Consider the following 17,133-nt stretch of genomic DNA (forward strand, 5'->3'; position numbering starts at 1 on the left):
GGCCGGTACGGATCACATCACTCCGGATCCCGCCGGACACTCCTTCCTTACCGCCTGCGCGTGACCCCTGTCGTCACTTCTTGCCCACGGGCTTGCCGTCCGGCCCCGCCGCGTACCAAGTGCCGCCTACGCCCTGGCCGTTGGTGTCGCCGGGCTTGGCGTCACCGGAAAAGGTGTACAGGGGCCAGCAGTTGATGGTCTGCTGCTTGCCGCCGTCGGGCCGGGTGTAGGTCATGTAGCCCTTCTTCTTGATGCCTTGGGTGTCGCTCCTGGGCACGGGGGCGACGGCGGGCCACTTCTCGGCGCAGGCGCCCACGCAGGCGGACTTGATGGGCCAGGCGGAGTCCTTGGTGAAGCGGTAGACGGTCATGCCGTTCTTGTCGACGACGATCGTGCCGAGCTTGGGGTCCTTGCGGGTGGAGAGCCCGGCGGGGTCGGCGGGCTCGGCCTTGGCGGGGGCCGCCTTCTTGCCGTCGGGCGCGGAGGCGAACCATGTCCCGCCCACGCCTTGACCCTTGGCGTCGCCGGGCTTGGCATCCATGGCGTACCGGTACATCGGCCAGCCGTCGAGGGTCAGTTGCCTGGTGCCGTCGGACCGGGTGACCGAGCCGAGGAGCGACTTGTCGACGCCGGGCGCCGCGACGGCCCCTTCGGCGAGGACCGGGGGCCAGGTCTTCGCGCAGTCGCCGGAGCAAGTGGAGGCGGGGGGCTGGGCGGTGTCCTTGTCGAAGCGGTAGAGGGTGAAGCCGCCGCTGTCGGTGACCACCCGGCCCAGCTTCTTGCTGTCCCACACGGCGAGTTGACCTGCGGACTTGGCCGCGGCACCGCCCTTCGCCGCGCCGGAGCCCGAGCCGTATCCGTCGCCGGAGTCGCCGGAGTCGCCGTAGCCGTCCCCACCGCCGTAGTCGCCGCCCTTCGCCGGGTTCGCATTGCCCACGGACTGGCCCTTGGGGGACGCGTCGCCCTTGTCCTGGCCGCACGCCGTCGTCAGCGCCAGCAGGGCGGCAGCTGCTGCCACGAGCGAGGCATTCCGCCGTGCCCGGAGGGAACTCCCGGAAAAGCGCTGCATCTCTGACTCCCGTTGTTCTCCTGGGTGGTGTGGCGCCGGATGCGTCACACATGGCCCTAGGTACGGGTGCCGACGGCCGCCCCGTTCAACGGGATCTCAAGATTCTCGGGTCAACTCCCGCCCTCCGTACCCACGTTCGGGGCAATCAGGGGCGGCTACCGGCGTACTCGGGCGGCGCTTGTCACATGATCCCCCTCGTGCATGGATCTTCGAGGACCCAACGCGCCTGCCGCTCGCGGCTGTTGGCGCTCGCGGGTCTCGCCCTGATGTTCGGCGGCGCCGGCCCGGCGTCCGCCGCCCCCGCCGACGACTGCTCGTACGCCTCGGTCAGCCGGGACGGACCGGGCCACAGCGGTGCGAATCCCGACGATGCGGGGTCAACCGGCGCCGTGGCGGTCGCGGGCGACGGCCCGTCGTGCTCGGCGGGCCCCAGCCACCGACCGACGCGGCACCCGACCCACGCCCCGTCCCCTCGCCCGACCCACCGCCCCACGACGGCCCCCCGCGCCCCCGTACCGCCGACGCCCGAGCCCACACCCACATACCGGCCACGTTCCCCGACTCCCCCAACATCCCCGCAGGTCACACAGGGCGCACCGCCCGCACCCCCGCGTTCCACACCCCCAACTCCCCACCCCGGCAGGCCCGTTCGCCGCGCCCCCGCACCCGCCCCGGTGCACTACCCCGCCTACCACGCACCACCTCGCCCGGCACCCGTCCGCGACGGCCCGTCACTGGTCTCCCTGACCCTGCTGATCACCGCGCCCGCGGTGCTCGCCGTCGCCGCCCTGCGCCCACGCTGACCGCTGGAGGAACCCTTGTCGGAATGGCTTGTTCTCACCCTCGCGATGGCGGCGGCCTGCTCCGTGGTCCTCGTCATCACGCTCCTGCGGCACCGCACGGTCCGCGCGGACGAGGACCCCACGGAGACACCCGACGTCATCGAGTACATGACGATGATGATCGGCGTGGTGTACGCGATCGTGCTCGGCCTCGCGATCGCGGGCGTCTGGGAGGCGCGCGGCGCCGCGGAGGACCACGTCCGCGCCGAGGCCCAGGCACTGCACGAGATCTCCGAGCGGGTCCGCGTCTACCCCGCCGACGAACGGGACCGCGTGCGCGCGGACGTGGATGCGTACGTCGGGCACGTGGTGACGACCGAGTGGGACACCCTGACCGAGCGGGGCGAGCTCACCGGCCGGGGCCAGCAGCTCCTGGACCGCGTCCGCCACGACCTCGCCGACTACGCGCCGCGCTCGGACCTGGCGGCGCAGGCGTACCAGCCGCTGCTCGACCAGGCGGCCGCGGCGGACCGGGCCCGCGGCGACCGGGGGGACAGCGCGGGCGCCACCATGCCGGGCGTCGTGTGGTTCGGGCTGATCGCCGGGGGCGTAGTCACGGTCGGAATGGTCTTCGCGCTGCAGATCCGCCGCACCCCGCGCGAGCTGGTCCTCGCGGGCCTGTTCTCCGCCCTGATCGCTTTCCTGCTCTTCCTGATCTGGGACTTCGACGCCCCGTACAGCCGGGGCATCTCGGCCACCGCCGAGCCGTTCCTGACCCTGTTCCCGGGCGCCGGGGGCTGACGCCGGGTGCGCCGGGCCCCGGCTCGGCGCACTCTGGTGACATGCCCTGGCAGACACCCATCGTGGTGCACTCCCCGGATCCCGACGGCGGACGGCGGGTGACCGTGCGCGGTCAGTACGCGGGGACGGCCCGGTCGGACCACGAGCTGGTGGAGGTGCTGCGCCGCGCGGGCCTCGGCGAGGCCGACATCGCCCTGGACGATCCGCACCTCGTGGAGTGGCACGGGGCGGCAGCGCACGCTTGGGGCGCCGCCCGTCGCAGGTGACCGAGCCACCGTCTCAGGTGACCGAGCCGCTCGCCGCATGCACCGAGCCATCCGTCCGATTTGACTGATTCACACCCATTGCTATGGTTTTTTGTGAGCGGACAGATGGTGCGTTCAAGTCCACCCAGCTCCACTGCGCGGGGCTGTAGCTCAAGGTAGAGCGGTCCGCTCACCTACTTCCCCTCGGGGCCGGCCTGCTGGCCGGCCCCGAACCCGTGGTGCGGACGCCACGGTACGCAGACCGTCGGACGGATGGGGACGCGCGTGGAGCGGACGACCTCGCTGGCCTCCGGGCCTCTGGACTGGTCACTGGTCACGGGGGCGGTGCCGCTCGTCGTGGAGATCCTCGGCGCGGCCGGACTCGCAGTGCTGCTCTTCTCGCGCGACCGCCGCTGGTGGCTGCGATGGCTGCCCGTCGCGGTGGTCCTCACCGTGCTCCTGACGTACCTCGTGAAGCTCATCGTGGACGACTGGTGGCAGCCCTTCCCCGACGAACTCCCCTCCGACGTCCTCTTCTGGATCGGCGTCGCGCTGCTCGGGGTGCTCCTCGCCGTGTTCCGCATGCCGACGCTGCACTGGCGCGGCCGCCTGGGCGCGGTCGTCGCCGGAGCGCTCGTGGTGGTGCTCGGCTGCTCCGAGATCAACATCCACTACGACAACTACCCGACCCTGCGGACCATGCTGGGCCCGGAGGGCACGGTCAGCCTCAAGGACGCGACCGGCACCAAGGAGAAGACCCTCGACGTCCCCAAGGGCAAGGCCATCTCCGACGTGTGGAAGGCCCCGAAGGACCTGCCCGCCAAGGGCACCGTGTCCAAGACCCCGATCCCGGGCACCAAGTCCCACTTCGGCGCCCGGGACGCGTACGTCTATCTGCCGCCCGCCTACAAGGCGTCGCCGCGGCCGCTGCTGCCCGTGCTCGTCCTGATGGCCGGTCAGCCCGGCGCCCCGCAGGACTGGATCACCTCGGGCCAGCTGCCCGACATGATGGACTCCTACGCCGCCGACCACGCGGGCCTCGCCCCGATCGTCCTGGTCGTGGACCCGCTCGGCTCCTCCTTCGACAACCCGCTGTGCATGGACTCCAAGCTGGGCAACGTCCAGACGTATCTCGCCGAGGACGTCCCCGCCTGGGCCGCCGCCCACCTCCAGGCGTCGGCCGACCGCGCCCAGTGGGCGATCTCGGGCCTCTCCAACGGCGGCACCTGCGCCCTGCAGATGGCGGTGAACGCGCCGCAGCGCTACGGCAACTTCGTCGACATCTCCGGCCAGGACGAGCCCACGCTCGGCAACCGCCAGAAGACCGTGAACGCGGCCTTCGGCGGCAACGAGGCGGCCTTCGACAAGGTCAACCCGATGAGCGTGATGGCGCGCAAGAAGTTCCCCGACACCGCGGGCGTCTTCGTCGCCGGCGAGGAGGACTCGGTGTACGGGCCGCAGGCCAAGAAGGTCTACGCCGCCGCGCAGAAGGCCGAGATGAAGGTCGAGCTCATGGAGCTGCCCGGCGGACACAGCTGGCAGGTGTGGCGCCCGGGCCTGGAGAAGAACCTGCCCTGGCTGGGCAAGCACACGGGCCTGACCGACTGAGACACGCCCCGCCCGACGCCATGTCCGACGCCACGTCCGACGCACCGCCTGACGACGCGTCCGACACCATGCCTGACGCCATGCCTGACGCCGCGTCGGCCGGCTCTCGCACCGGCCGTCGCACCGGCCCACCGCCCTGACACACCGGCGGGCCCCGTCCCGGCCGCGACACCCGCCCGTTCCCCTGTCCGGCCCAGCGCATTGCCCCGTTCGCACGACAGCGATCGCGGGATCGGGGTGCCCTCCCTAGCGTTTCGGGCATCGAGGTGCATTTCAGGCCCGAGCGGAAGAGGTCCGCCCGCTGCTCCTCGGGGACCCGGAGGAACCACCATGCGCGCGATACCCGTCGCGGCGGCCACCCTGCTCACCGCCACCACCCTCGCCCTCTCCGCCCCCACCGCGTCGGCGGCCGTCGCGGGCGACAACAACATCACGTCGTTCGGCTTCCACGTCTCCCCCACCACCATCGCCGCGGGCGGCCAGGTCACGCTCAGCGTGGACGGGTGCGAGGGCGACGCCAAGGCGACGTCCGGCGTCTTCGACGACGTCAGCATCCCCAAGGGCCAGGGCTCCGCGACCGCCAACGTCTTCTGGGACGCCAAGCCCGGCGCCATGTACGAGGTCACGTTCAGCTGCAAGAACTCCGCGGGCAACTGGGAGTCGGGCACCACCGACCTCACCATCGCCACCGGCCGCCCCGACGGCAACACCCCCGTCCGCCGCGGCGTCAGGGCCGGTGTCGGCGGCAGCGTCGGCGGCTTCGACCTCCAGGAACTCGGCCTCGGCGCAGCACTCATCGCCGGTGCGCTCGGCACCGCGTACTACTGGACCCGCCGCCGCACCACCGGCGAGAACAACTCCTAGGGCCTGTCCGGCGGATCAGGCCCTAGCCCTCCCCGCCTCCCCGCACCCTTCGCCCCCGGGACGTCTCCAGGTCCCGGGGGCGAAGTGCTGCCGTGCTGCGGGCCGGGCGCGGAAGGGGGCACGCCCGCCCCGTTCCGTACGCCGGATCAGACCTTGTTCTCCGAGCGGCGGCGCATCCAGAAGACGCCGCCGCCGACCACGGCGGCCGCCACCAGGGCCCCGCCGATCGCCATGTCGGTGGTGGTCGCACCGGAGGTGGTGGCACCGCCGAGACCACCGCGCACGCCGCCGTGGATGACGGTGAACGCGGACGGCCGGGTGAGGGTCTTGCCGCCGCAGTTGGCGGTGATGTCGTACGCACCCGGGTTGGCGTGCTCGTGGATGGTGGCGGTCGCGCTCGACGTGCTGCCGCCGGGGATGGACGTCAGGTTCGTCTTCGGGAAGGCGGGCGATTCGACCGTGCCGCCGGACTGGCACGAGGTGCCGTCGACCGTGACCGTCAGCTGCCCTCCTCTCGCGATCACGCTGGGCATGGCCGTGATGTTGCTGGGGTCGGTCCAGGCCGAGGCCGCCGGGGCGGCGAGGGCGACGACCGCACCGGCCGCGGTGGCGACCGCGAGGGCACGAGTTGTACGCATGTGAAACCTCCGCGGAAGACGCCCCGGGGAAACCGGTCCCCGGTCGATCGGCGAGAGCGCCTCCCAGACAGACCCTCAGATGCCGTGTGCGGACCCGCATTTCGGGAATCGGCCGTCTTGGTGAGACGACACGCCGAAGGGCGTCCATACAACGCGACATAGCCGCAGGTCACGGACCGTCAGAAATTTACTGGGGGTGTCACCTCGGATGGCGCACGGCCGCCCGGTCCGCCACCCGTTCGCCCCCGCCCTTTCGCACGCCGCACGCGCTCGACTTAGCGTTCTCGTATGTGCGACGGACGCGGCCTTGAATTCCGCGTTGAGAGGGGATAGAGAATGCCTTCGTCCCAGCCGGCCGAGGAATCCGAAGACGTCGAGAGGCAGAAGAAGCGCGCACCCTGGGGTGCGATGGCGCTCGTGCTCCTGACCGGGCTCGCCCTGATCCGCAACGGCTCCGGCGAGTTCGACGTGGGCCCGCCGCAGCCCGCGTCCGCCGCTGCCGCCGACCAGCGGGCGGGCGACGCCGCGCACCCCAAGACCCCGCCCCCGCTGGCCTTCTCGCCCGCCGACCGGGTCCGTATCAAGGGCATCCGGGTGGACGCCCCGGTGATGCCCGTGGGCCTCGACGACGACGGCTGGGTGGACGCTCCGCCCCCGGACGACCCGAATCTCGCGGGCTGGTTCACCGGCGCCGTCGCCCCCGGCGAGAAGGGCACCGCCGTCATCGTCGGCCACGTCGACAATCAGCAGGGCCCCGCGGTCTTCTACGGCCTCGGTTCGCTCAAGAAGGGAAATCGCGTCGAGGTAACCCGCAAGGACAGGAAGACCGCCGTATTCGAGATCTACGGAATTGAGGTCTTCGAGAAGGAGAACTTCCCCGGAAAACGCGTCTACGCGAACAACGGGACCCCCGAACTGCGGGTCATCACCTGCGGCGGCGGATTCACCAAGCAGGCCGGATACGACGGGAACGTCGTCGCCTTCGCCCGCCTGATCGCCGTGCGCTGACGCGCGGCGACCGGGCGGGCGAGCCCCGAGCGGCGGCCCGGCAGCCGGGCGCTCCTGCTGCCGGGCGCCCCGGCTACCGCGCGTACCGGCGCGGCACCGTGATCCGGTAGCCCTCGTCGAGCAGGTCGGGCAGGTACGAGCGGAGTGCGGCGACGGTCTGCGAACGGTTGCCGCCCGCGTCGTGCGAGAGCACCACCACACCGGGCGCGGCGCCGGACTTGATGCGCCGGATGATCGTGCTCGTGCCCGGCTCCGTCCAGTCCAGCGAGTCCACGGTCCACGCCAGCGGCTCCATGCCGAGCTCGGCGCCGATCCGGAAGGCCGTGCGGTTCCAGGCGCCGTAGGGCGCGCGGAACCAGGCGGGCGGCTCCCCCGTGGCGTCCTCGATGACCTCGCAGGTCCGCTCGATCTCGTCGCGGATCGCGCCCTTGGTCATGCGCGTCAGCTGCGGATGGCTCCAGGTGTGGTTGCCGATCACATGCCCGTCGTCGAGCATCTCGCGGAGCAAGTCCTGGTTGTCGACGGCCATTTCACCGCAGACGAAGAACATCGCGCGCACGTCGTGCTCGCGCAGGGTCCGCAGGATGTCGGGGGTGTAGCGGGGGTCGGGGCCGTCGTCGAAGGTGAGCACCAGCGGGCGGCCGCGGCCGTCCATGCGCAGGATCGGCTTGCGGCGCACCCGCAGCTTGGCGGGCAGGGCGCGCGGCGGCCCGTATCCGGCCATGGGCTGCAGGCGGTACGCGGAGGGCTGGGCGGGCTTCGCGGCGCGGGCGGCCTGCGGTCCCGCGGGGGGTGCTCCGGTGGCGGCGGCCCGGTGGGGAGCGGTGGACCGTTCCGCTTCCGCGCCGCAGCCGGTCACCGTGGCGAGGCCGACGACGACGGCGCCGCGCAGCAATGCCCGCCGCCTTGGAGGCATCTGATCGTTTTTCATGACTAATCCCTCGCATGGCCGCAGCCCCGCGCGGAAACACCAACACCGGGGGCGCCCGCGAAAGCACCCGATGGGACCAGCCAGGAAGGGAGAAGAGCGCGGTCAGCGGCGGCGGACGAGGGGGAAGGGGAGGGTCTCGCGGATCGTCAGGCCGGTGAGGAACATGACGAGCCGGTCGACGCCGATGCCGAGGCCGCCGGTGGGCGGCATGGCGTACTCCAGGGCGTCGAGGAAGTCCTCGTCGAGCTCCATGGCCTCGGGGTCTCCCCCGGCGGCGAGCAGCGACTGGGCGGTGAGGCGGCGGCGCTGCTCGACGGGGTCGGTCAACTCGCTGTAGGCGGTGCCGAGTTCGGTGCCGAAGGCGACGAGGTCCCAGCGCTCGGCCAGGCGCGGGTCCTCGCGGTGCTGGCGGGTGAGCGGGGAGACGTCGGTGGGGAAGTCCTTGTAGAAGGTGGGGAGCTTGGTCTTCTCCTCGACGAGGCGCTCGTACATCTCCAGGACGACGTCGCCGCGGCCGTCGTCCGGGGTGTACGGGACGTCGGCGCGGTCGCAGAGGCGGTGCAGGGCGGGCAGCGGGGTGTCGGCGTCGATCTCCTCGCCGAGTGCCTCGGAGATCGCGCCGTAGACCGTCTTGACCGGCCAGGGCCCGGAGATGTCGTGCTCGACGCCGTCCTTGTACGCCACCGGTCTGCCGAAGGCGGCGGTGGCGGCGCCCTGGATGAGTTCGCGGGTGAGGTCGAGCATCACGTCGTAGTCGGCGAACGCCTGGTACGCCTCCAGCATCGTGAACTCGGGGTTGTGCTTGTAGCTCACGCCCTCGTTGCGGAAGGTACGGCCCATCTCGAAGACCTTCTCCATGCCGCCGACGCAGAGCCGCTTGAGGTAGAGCTCGGGGGCGATGCGGAGGTAGAGGTCGAGGTCGTAGGCGTTGATGTGGGTGGTGAAGGGGCGGGCGTTGGCGCCGCCGTGGATCTGCTGGAGCATCGGGGTCTCGACCTCGAGGTAGCCGCGGTCCAGGAGGCCCTGGCGCAGCGCCTGGACGGCGGTGGAGCGGGCCCGGACGACGTCGCGGGCCTCGGGGCTCGCGACCAGGTCGAGGTAGCGGCGGCGGACCTTGGCCTCGGGGTCGGCGAGGCCGCGGCGCTTGTCGGGCAGCGGGCGCAGGCACTTGCCGGTGAGCCGCCAGTCGGTGACGAAGACGGTGAGCTCGCCCTTGTCGCTGGTGCCGACGGTGCCGGTGGCGGTGATGTGGTCGCCGATGTCGGTGTCCGCGGTGAAGCGGTCGAGGGTGTCGGCGCCCGACCGGTCGCGGGTGAGGGCGAGTTGGCGGTCGCCGGACCAGTCGCGCAGGACCGCGAAGACGACGCCGCCGAAGTCGCGTACGAGCATGACGCGGCCCGCGACCGTGACCTGCTCCCCCGTCAGGGCGGGGGTCAGGTCGGCGAGGGGGTGGGTGCGCGGGGCGAGGCCCACCGGGTAGGGGTCGACGCCGTCGGAGCGCAGCCGGTCGAGCTTGCGGTGGCGGATGCGGACCTGGTCGGGGAGGCGGGAGGCGGCGTCCTGGTCGGCGTCCTCGCCCTGGCCGGTGAGGCCGAGGGCCGCGAGGGAGGGGAGGCCCTCGGTGGTGGCGGGCTGGGTGACGCCCCTGGTGCGGTGGCCCTTGCCCCACAGGGTGCGCAGGGACGGCACGGACACGAAGCCCTCGGCGATGCCCGAGGCCAGGCTGATGCGGGCGAGGGAGCCGCTGTCGCCGTAGCAGATGAAGCGCGGGTACCACTCGGGGTGGTACTTGGCGTTGGAGCGGTAGAGGGCTTCGAGCTGCCACCACTTGGAGAAGAACAGGAGCAGCTTGCGCCACAGGCGCAGGATGGGGCCCGCTCCGATGCGGGCGCCTTCTTCGAAGACGGAGCGGAACACGGCGAAGTTCAGGGAGATGCGGCGCACCCCGAACTTGCCCGCCCCCGCGCACAGTTCGCTGACCATGAACTCCATCACGCCGTTGGGCGCGGTGCGGTCGCGGCGCATCAGGTCGAGGGAGATGCCGTCCTTGCCCCAGGGGACGAGGGAGAGCAGCGCGAGGAGCTTGCCGTCGGCGTCGAGGGCCTCGACGAGGAGGCAGTCGCCGTCCTCCGGGTCGCCGAGCCGGTCCAGGGCCATGGAGAAGCCGCGCTCGGTCTCGGTGTCCCGCCAGGCGTCCGCCTTGTCGATGATCTCCTCCATCTCCTCGTCGGTGAGGGTGGAGTGGCGGCGGATGCGGGCGGTGGCGCCGCTGCGCTGGACGCGGTTGACGGCCTGGCGGGTGACGCGCATGTCGCGGCCGTCGAGGTCGAAGTCCGCGACGTGCAGGATCGCCTCGTCGCCGAGCTGGAGCGCGCCGAGCCCGGCGCGTGCGAAGGCGGTGGCGCCGTCCTCGGAGGCGCCCATCACGGCGGGCGCCCACGCGTAGCGGCGGGCCACGTCGAGCCAGGCGCCGATGGCGTGCGGCCATGCCTCGCGGTCGCCGACGGGGTCGCCGCTGGCCAGGCAGACCCCGGCCTCGACGCGGTAGGTGACGGCGGCCTTGCCGCTGGGCGAGAAGACGACGGCCTTGTCGCGCCGGGTGGCGAAGTAGCCGAGGGAGTCCTGGGCCCCGTAGACGTTGAGGAGGGCGCGGATGCGGGGTTCCTCGTCGCCGTGCAGGGCGGCTTCCATGCGCTGGGAGCGGAAGAGGGTGGCGACGGCGTTGAGGAGGGCGAGCGCGCCGAAGACGCCGAGCCAGAAGTACAGGGGGCGGGGCGGGCTGCCGTCGAAGTAGTCGCGGCCGTGCAGGAGTCCGCCGAGGACGCGGTTGGCGGCCCACAGGAGGCGTTCGCCGCGCGGCAGCGTGCCGGGGAACAGCTCCACGAGGCCCCAGCCGGCGAGGATCGCCACGCCGAGGCTCGCGGCGAGCACGCCGAGGCCGCGCAGGACGGCGCCGCGCCGGGTGTCGGCGTAGAACTCCTTGCGGGCCAGGATCAGCAGGGTGAGGGCGCCCGCGGCGACGACCAGGGAGGGCACCGAGTCCCACCAGTAGCCCAGGAAGATGCCGAGGACGTCGAAGAGGATCAGCAGGCAGGTGTACCAGACCACCAGCCACCAGGCGACCTTCTTGCGGGACGCGGTGGCGGCGGCGAGCAGGAAGAGGAACACCGCGTACGCGAGGTTGGCGCTGACCGGCACCGTGACCAGTTCGAGCGCGTCGACGACGGGGCGCAGCAGGCGGCGCAGCGGCGGGATGACGGCGAGGATCGCGCAGAACAGGCCGAGGGTGCCGAAGAAGGCGGCGAAGCCCTCGGGGACGCGGCTCAGCGGGCCGTGCCCCCGGCCGGGGGCGGCCGGGCCCTCGGCCTTTCCGGTGCCCGGGTCGTCCTTCGGCGCTCCTTTCCCGGGCGGCGCGGCTGATGGCTCTTCCACGCTGGCACTCATGGTGACGACTCTAAGAAGACCTGGCCCGCGCCGCCCGTCGAGAGCGGTTCGATAGCCTCTCCCCGTGACGGATGACCCTTCCCACCAGTTCGAACGCGGCACCGACGGGCCCAAGGTGATTGTCGTCGGCGTCGACGGCTCGGACTCCTCCCTGCGCGCTGCGGCATATGCCGGGGGCCTGGCCCGGCGGCAGCGGGCGCTGCTCGCCGTCGTCTATGTCCAGCCGGTGATGGCTGCGGGCGCGGCGCTCGGCGCCCCGGTCGCCGAGACCACCGATGAGATCGCCGAGGGGCTGATCGCCGAGATCCGCTCGGCGACCGAGCGCGTGAAGGGGATATTCGATGTGCGCTGGGAGTTCCACACGTTCCGTGGGGACCCCTACAACGGCCTGGTGAGCGCGGCGGACGACCTGACGGCGGACGCCGTGGTGGTCGGCGCCTCCGAGCAGGCGGGGCACCGGATCGTCGGCTCGGTCGCGGTGCGGCTGGTGAAGGCGGGGCGCTGGCCCGTCACCGTGGTTCCGTAGGCCCGTCACCGTGGTTCCGTAAGTGCAAGGGGCGTGCCGTCTTCCGTGACGGGCGCCCCTGGGCCATCATGATCCGCCGTCAGCCGCCCCCACGTAAGCCGAGGTGAGCTCATGGCCGGACTCAAGATGGGGCAGGGCGTACTGCGCCGCAAGCCCATCGAACAGATCGAGGAGACGGAGTCGGGCGGTGCGCTGACCCGCACGCTCGGACTGTGGCAGCTCACCGCGATCGGGGTGGGCGGCATCATCGGCGCGGGGATCTTCAGCCTCGCCGGTGCCGTGGCGAACAAGACGGCGGGGCCCGCGGTCCTCATCTCCTTCCTGATCGCGGGCGTCGCGAGCGCCGCGGCCGCGTTCTCGTACGCCGAGTTCGCGGGCATGATCCCGAAGGCCGGCTCCGCCTACACCTACGGGTACGCGGTGCTCGGCGAGCTCACGGGCTGGTTCATCGGCTGGGACCTGCTCCTGGAGTACACGGCGATCGTGGCGGTCGTCGCGATCGGCATCTCCGGCTACTTCGGCTTCCTCGTCGAGGAGATGGGCGCCGAGCTGCCGAAGTGGATGATGGGGGCGCCGGGCACGGGCGACGGGCACAAGGTCGACCTCTTCGCGGCGGTGCTGTGCCTGCTCATCGCGTATCTGCTGACGCTCGGCATCAAGAACGCGGCGCGCTTCGAGATGATCGTCGTCGTCCTGAAGGTCATCGTGGTGCTGATCGTGATCGCGGTCGGCTTCTTCCACATCGACAGCGGGAACTACAAGCCCTTCTTCCCGTTCGGGGTGAGCGGCGCGTTCACGGGGGCGGCGACGGTCTTCTTCGCGGTGTTCGGCTATGACGCCATGTCGACGGCCGCCGAGGAGTCCAAGGACGCCCAGCGCCACATGCCGAAGGCGATTCTGTATTCGCTGGCGATCTCCATGGTGCTGTACGTGCTCGCCTGTCTCGTCCTCACCGGCATGCAGAGCTACAAGGACGTCGACCCGGAGAGCGGGTTCTCCACCGCCTTCAAGTCGGTCGGCCTCGGCGGGCTCGCGGACGTCATCGCGGTCGGCGCCATCATCGGCATCCTCACCGTGATGTTCACCTTCATGCTCGGCTGCACGCGCGTGTGGTTCTCCATGTCGCGCGACGGGCTGCTGCCCAAGTGGTTCGCGAAGACCCACGAGACGCGGCATGTGCCGACGCGCGTGACCTGGATCGTCGGGGTCGCGTCGGCCGCCATCGCCGGGTTCCTGCCGATCGGCGAGGCGGCCGAACTCACCAACATCGGGATCCTGTTGGCCTTCGTGGTGGTGTGCGTCGCGGTGATCGTGCTGCGCTACCGGCAGCCGGAGCTGCCGCGCACGTTCCGCTGCCCCGGCATGCCGGTGGTGCCCGCGATCGGGGTCGTCTTCTCCATCTGGCTCATCACGTTCCTGGAGTGGCAGACCTGGGTGCGGTTCGCCGTGTGGTTCGTGATCGGGCTCGGGGTGTACTTCGGGTACTCGTACCGGAAGTCGGAGCTGGCGAAGGCGGACACCACGTCGGCCTAGGCCGCCTGGCCTTACGCCGTCTTCTCGATCGACTCCTGGAACTCGCGGGCCATCTGCTCCAGGCCCTTGTTCCGCCACTCCGACCAGAACGGCTTCCACTCACTGATCTTCTTGCGGCCGCTGACGATGTCGTTGACGAGGTCTCCCGCCTCCTGCGACATCCGGCCGTAGTGCTCGGTGTAGCCGTCCGAGTAGTGGCCGACCGTGGGGTTCCTGATGCCGGTCTCGGTGAGCTTCTTCTCCATGCCGTAGACGGTGCGGACGTCGTCGACGCTCTTCGTGCCGGGGAACGACGACGCCAGGATCGCGAAGGGCGAGGTGGTGGCGGTGCGCAGGCCGCTGTCGAGCCCTTCGACCTGCTGCTTGCCCTGCTTGGTGCGCTCCGGGAACCCCTGGTCGTCGTAGGTGAAGTCCTGGCCCTCGGTGCCGAATTCGAGGAACTCGCGTTCCTTGGTGCCGAAGGGCGAGGCCAGGTAGTTGAGGAGTTCGAGGAGCATGCGGACGCGCTTCTCGTCCCCCTTCTTGATCGCGGTGTAGCCGATCGTGCCGAGGTGCATGTGGTGCAGCGGCTCCGCGCCGCCCGCCGCGAACGGGATGAGTACCTCGGCGCCCATCTCCGGGTCGTTGGTGCGGGTCTTCACGCGGGCGTCGTAGGGGCTGGAGTAGACGCAGGCGCCGATGGAGCCCTGCGCCATCTTGATGTACGCGTCGGCCATCTTCGGGTCGCCGGGGTAGAAGACGCCCGCCTTCTTCATCTTCATGACGAAGTTCAGGGCCTCGGTGTACTCGTCGGTCTCCTGCCAGAACGTCAGCGAACCGTCCTTGTTCAGGCGCCACTTGTTGGGGGCGCCGAAGCACTGGCTCAGGACACTGGCGGCGTTCACATAGATCGGCTCAAGGGCCCACACCTTGCCGCCTGTGACCTCCTTGCACTTGGACAGGAACTCGTCGGGGCTGGTCGCGGAGAGGCCGTCGGCCTTCTCCCAGACCTTCGGGTTGCCGCCGTAGACCTGCCCGAACGCCGGGTAGGGGCTGGGGACGCCCCAGATCTTGCCGTTGACGACCGCGGTCTTCCAGTGCGCCGGGGTCATCGCGGCGAGGTTCGGATAGTCCTTGACGGCGTCACCGGAGACGTACTCCGTGATGTTCGCGCACTTGGCCTCCAGGAGCTCGGCGATGTGCTGGAGGCCCTGGTTCGGCGGTATCCACATCAGGTCGGGCAGGTCGCCGCCCGCGACGATCGCCGGGAACTTCTCCTCGTAACCCGGGTCGGTGCCGAGGATCGCGGTGATGTCGAAGCCGGTCTCCTTGTTGAGCCGCTTCCAGTGGTCGTTGCGGGACTTGGGCAGCGGCGGCTGCACCCAGATCTCGGTGAGGACCGAGACCGCGGAGCCGTCGCCGGGGGTCTTCGGGACGCCGCGCACCAGCTTCTCGGGATACTTCAGGAAGCCCGCCGACAGGCCCTTGGCGTTGGACGGCAGATCGGGCTGGATCCTGGTGAAGGGGATGTACGTCGGCAGCTTCACCTTCGACGAGGCGGCCTCGCTCTGGCGCTTGGCCGACGAGCCGCACCCCGTGAGCGACGCGGTGGCCGCGCCCGCCGCGACCGCGGTGGACACGCTGAGGAAGGAGCGTCGGGACATGCCTGGCATGGGATTCTCCGCAACTGGGTGAGGGGGGAAAGGAGTTCAGCCCTTGATGGCGCCCGTGAGCACGCCCTTGGTGAAGTACTTCTGCAGGAACGGGAAGAGCAGCAGGATCGGGATGAGCGCGAGCATCACCACGGCCATGGAGATCGACTGCTGCGGCGGCATGTGGGCCACACCCAGCTGGTCGCCGGATATGGACTTGCCCTGCACCACATAGGTGCGCAGCACCAGTTGGACGGGCCACTTGCCGGAGTCGTTGAGGTAGAGCATCGCGTTGAAGAAGGCGTTCCAGTACGTCACCGCGTAGAAGAGGCCGACGACGGCGATGACGCCCTTGGAGAGCGGGAGCACGATGCGGGTGAGGATCCGCCAGTCCCCCGCGCCGTCGATGCGGGCGGCCTGGTAGAGCTCCTCGGGGATGTTCATGAAGAAGGCGCGCAGGACCACCAGGTTGAAGGCGTTGATGAGCACCGGGAGGATCAACGACCAGTAGGAGTCGAGGAGTCCGAGCTCCTTGACGACCACGTACATCGGGACCATGCCGGGCGCGAACAGCAGCGTGAACAGGACCAGGAGCAGGACCGGTTTGCTGCCGGGGACGCCGCGCTTGCTGAGGGCGTAGGCCAGGGCGATCGTGGTGAGGAGGGAGAGCGCCGTGCCGACGACCGTGATGCCGACGCTGACCATGACCGCCCGGCTGACGATGCCCCCGGAGAGGATCGTGCGGTAGGCGTCCAGGGTCGGGTCCGTGGGGAAGAGCACGAAGCCGCCCGCCTCGGTGATCTCCTTGCGGGATGCGAGGCTGGTGGAGAGGACCGTGAGGAACGGCAGGACCATCACGGCGACCAGGACGGTGAGGACAACTGCCTTGGCCGCGCTGCCGATCCGGGTCGGGGGCTCTTCCCAGGCGGGGCGCCGCTCGTCTCGGCCACCCTGAGTCCCCTTGGTGCGCAGGGGGAATCCGAAAGCGCTCATTTGCTGTACACCCCGTGCTCTCCGAAGGCGTGGGCGACCTTGTTGGCGCCCCAGATCATCAAGGCCCCGACGACGCCCTTGACCAGGCCGGCGGCCGCGCCGACGCCCCAGTCGCCGTAGACGACGCCGTGGTAGTAGACGTAGGTGTCCAGGACCTCGGCGGCGCGGGCGCCGACCGCGTCGCGCTGCAGCAGGAACTGCTCGAAGCCGACGGAGAGGACGTCGCCGAGGCGCAGCACCAGGAGCATGATCGTGACGCCGCGCACGGCGGGCAGGGTCACGTGCCACATGCGGCGCCAGCGGCCCGCGCCGTCCACGGCCGCGGACTCGTACAGGCTCTGGTCGACGCTCGCGAGGGCCGCCAGGTAAATGATCATGCCCCAGCCGATGTCCTTCCAGATCACCTGGCCGGTGATGAGGAGCGGGAAGGTGGAGGGGTCGGTCATCACGTCCAGGGCCGACATGCCGTGGTCGCGCAGGAAGTTGCTCAACAGGCCCGCGCCGCCGAGGACTTGCTGGAAGAGGGCGACGACGAGAACCCAGGAGATGAAGTGCGGGAGGTAGACGACGCTCTGGATGAACCGCTTCACGCGGGTGCTGACCAGGCTGTTGATGAGGAGGGCCAGGGCCAGCGGGGCCGGGAAGAAGAAGATCAGCTGGAGCGCGGCGAAGGCCAGGGTGTTGCGCACCGACTCCCAGAACGCCGGGTCGGCGAAGAGCTCCTGGAAGTTGGCGAGGCCGACCAGCGGGCTCTCCTTGAAGCCGATGAAGGGCTGGTAGTCCTGGAAGGCGACGATGTTGCCCAGCATCGGGACGTAGAAGAAGACCGCGAAGAACAGCACGCCGGGGGCCATGAGGGCGAACATCACCCAGTTGTTCCGCAGCCGGACGCGGAGCGGGGGCCGTCGGCGGGCAGGCGGACGCTCGGACTTGGACACCGGAGGCGACGCGGCGGCCCGGGGCCCGCGTTGCGTTACAGGGGTGGTCACACGTACTCCGCGAAGGAATTTGGAAGCCAACTTGCCTAAAGTGAGCCACATCATGGGAGGGACACCGGCGC

General features: G+C 70.6%; 15 protein-coding genes. 8 read left to right on the top strand and 7 right to left on the bottom strand.

Translation table 11 applies throughout. The features are described from left to right. Positions 1-73: 73 nt before the first annotated feature. Entirely contained in the window at positions 74-1,069 is a 996-nt protein-coding gene (locus tag ACFWYM_RS17405; RefSeq protein WP_384836994.1) for an SCO0930 family lipoprotein, read from the bottom strand. Between the two features lie 674 nt (positions 1,070-1,743). Between ACFWYM_RS17405 and ACFWYM_RS17410 the strand changes: the two genes are divergently transcribed. The 5 genes from ACFWYM_RS17410 to ACFWYM_RS17430 all read left to right on the top strand — a co-directional run bounded on the left by ACFWYM_RS17410 (position 1,744) and on the right by ACFWYM_RS17430 (position 5,369). After that, on the top strand, positions 1,744-1,872 hold the full coding sequence (locus tag ACFWYM_RS17410; protein WP_384836997.1) for a hypothetical protein: 129 nt from the start codon (positions 1,744-1,746) through the stop codon (positions 1,870-1,872). A 15-nt stretch (positions 1,873-1,887) separates the two neighbouring features. After that, positions 1,888-2,652: a hypothetical protein gene (locus ACFWYM_RS17415; RefSeq protein ID WP_384836999.1), complete on the top strand. Its 765-nt coding sequence runs from the start codon at positions 1,888-1,890 to the stop codon at positions 2,650-2,652. A 41-nt stretch (positions 2,653-2,693) separates the two neighbouring features. Continuing rightward, on the top strand, positions 2,694-2,918 hold the full coding sequence (locus ACFWYM_RS17420; RefSeq protein ID WP_384837002.1) for a hypothetical protein: 225 nt from the start codon (positions 2,694-2,696) through the stop codon (positions 2,916-2,918). Positions 2,919-3,170: 252 nt separating this feature from the next. After that, on the top strand, positions 3,171-4,505 hold the full coding sequence (locus ACFWYM_RS17425; RefSeq protein WP_384837004.1) for an alpha/beta hydrolase: 1,335 nt from the start codon (positions 3,171-3,173) through the stop codon (positions 4,503-4,505). Positions 4,506-4,835: 330 nt separating this feature from the next. Continuing rightward, complete coding sequence (locus tag ACFWYM_RS17430) at positions 4,836-5,369, top strand: hypothetical protein (protein ID WP_384837007.1); 534 nt, start codon at positions 4,836-4,838, stop codon at positions 5,367-5,369. 146 nt (positions 5,370-5,515) lie between these two features. Here the strand turns inward: ACFWYM_RS17430 and ACFWYM_RS17435 are convergent, their stop codons facing one another. After that, the gene (locus tag ACFWYM_RS17435; RefSeq protein ID WP_384837010.1) at positions 5,516-6,007 is read right to left on the bottom strand and encodes a hypothetical protein; all 492 of its coding nucleotides are present in this window, start codon (positions 6,005-6,007) and stop codon (positions 5,516-5,518) included. Between the two features lie 336 nt (positions 6,008-6,343). On the opposite strand from ACFWYM_RS17435, the gene ACFWYM_RS17440 reads away from it, so the two are divergent. Continuing rightward, a complete protein-coding gene (locus ACFWYM_RS17440) occupies positions 6,344-7,015 on the top strand; it encodes a class F sortase (RefSeq protein WP_384837013.1) in 672 nt (223 codons plus the stop codon). Positions 7,016-7,088: 73 nt separating this feature from the next. Here ACFWYM_RS17440 and ACFWYM_RS17445 read toward each other — a convergent pair whose 3' ends face one another. Both ACFWYM_RS17445 and lysX read right to left on the bottom strand, forming a co-directional pair. Next, positions 7,089-7,946 carry a polysaccharide deacetylase family protein gene (locus ACFWYM_RS17445; protein WP_384837016.1) on the bottom strand — a complete coding sequence of 286 codons (858 nt, stop codon included), beginning with the start codon at positions 7,944-7,946 and terminating at the stop codon, positions 7,089-7,091. A gap of 102 nt (positions 7,947-8,048) precedes the next feature. Further along, positions 8,049-11,390: a bifunctional lysylphosphatidylglycerol synthetase/lysine--tRNA ligase LysX gene (gene lysX, locus ACFWYM_RS17450; protein ID WP_384837019.1), complete on the bottom strand. Its 3,342-nt coding sequence runs from the start codon at positions 11,388-11,390 to the stop codon at positions 8,049-8,051. 64 nt (positions 11,391-11,454) lie between these two features. On the opposite strand from lysX, the gene ACFWYM_RS17455 reads away from it, so the two are divergent. Beyond that, on the top strand, positions 11,455-11,916 hold the full coding sequence (locus ACFWYM_RS17455) for a universal stress protein (protein ID WP_384837022.1): 462 nt from the start codon (positions 11,455-11,457) through the stop codon (positions 11,914-11,916). A gap of 111 nt (positions 11,917-12,027) precedes the next feature. Next, a complete protein-coding gene (locus ACFWYM_RS17460; protein ID WP_384837025.1) occupies positions 12,028-13,449 on the top strand; it encodes an amino acid permease in 1,422 nt (473 codons plus the stop codon). Positions 13,450-13,460: 11 nt separating this feature from the next. On the opposite strand, the gene ACFWYM_RS17465 is transcribed toward ACFWYM_RS17460, so the two are convergent. Genes ACFWYM_RS17465 through ACFWYM_RS17475 form a run of 3 tightly spaced genes read right to left on the bottom strand, consistent with a single transcriptional unit; the run spans position 13,461 to position 17,113 of the window. Further along, positions 13,461-15,092: an extracellular solute-binding protein gene (locus tag ACFWYM_RS17465; RefSeq protein WP_384837027.1), complete on the bottom strand. Its 1,632-nt coding sequence runs from the start codon at positions 15,090-15,092 to the stop codon at positions 13,461-13,463. Positions 15,093-15,137: 45 nt separating this feature from the next. Continuing rightward, positions 15,138-16,073 (bottom strand): carbohydrate ABC transporter permease, encoded by a 936-nt coding sequence (locus tag ACFWYM_RS17470; RefSeq protein WP_384837030.1) that lies wholly within the window; start codon positions 16,071-16,073, stop codon positions 15,138-15,140. Next, positions 16,070-17,113: an ABC transporter permease gene (locus ACFWYM_RS17475; RefSeq protein WP_384837152.1), complete on the bottom strand. Its 1,044-nt coding sequence runs from the start codon at positions 17,111-17,113 to the stop codon at positions 16,070-16,072. Before ACFWYM_RS17475 ends, ACFWYM_RS17470 begins: the two co-directional genes overlap by 4 nt. Between the last annotated feature and the right edge of the window lie 20 nt (positions 17,114-17,133).

This window comes from Streptomyces sp. NPDC059009 (genome assembly GCF_042740175.1).
Classification (GTDB): domain Bacteria; phylum Actinomycetota; class Actinomycetes; order Streptomycetales; family Streptomycetaceae; genus Streptomyces.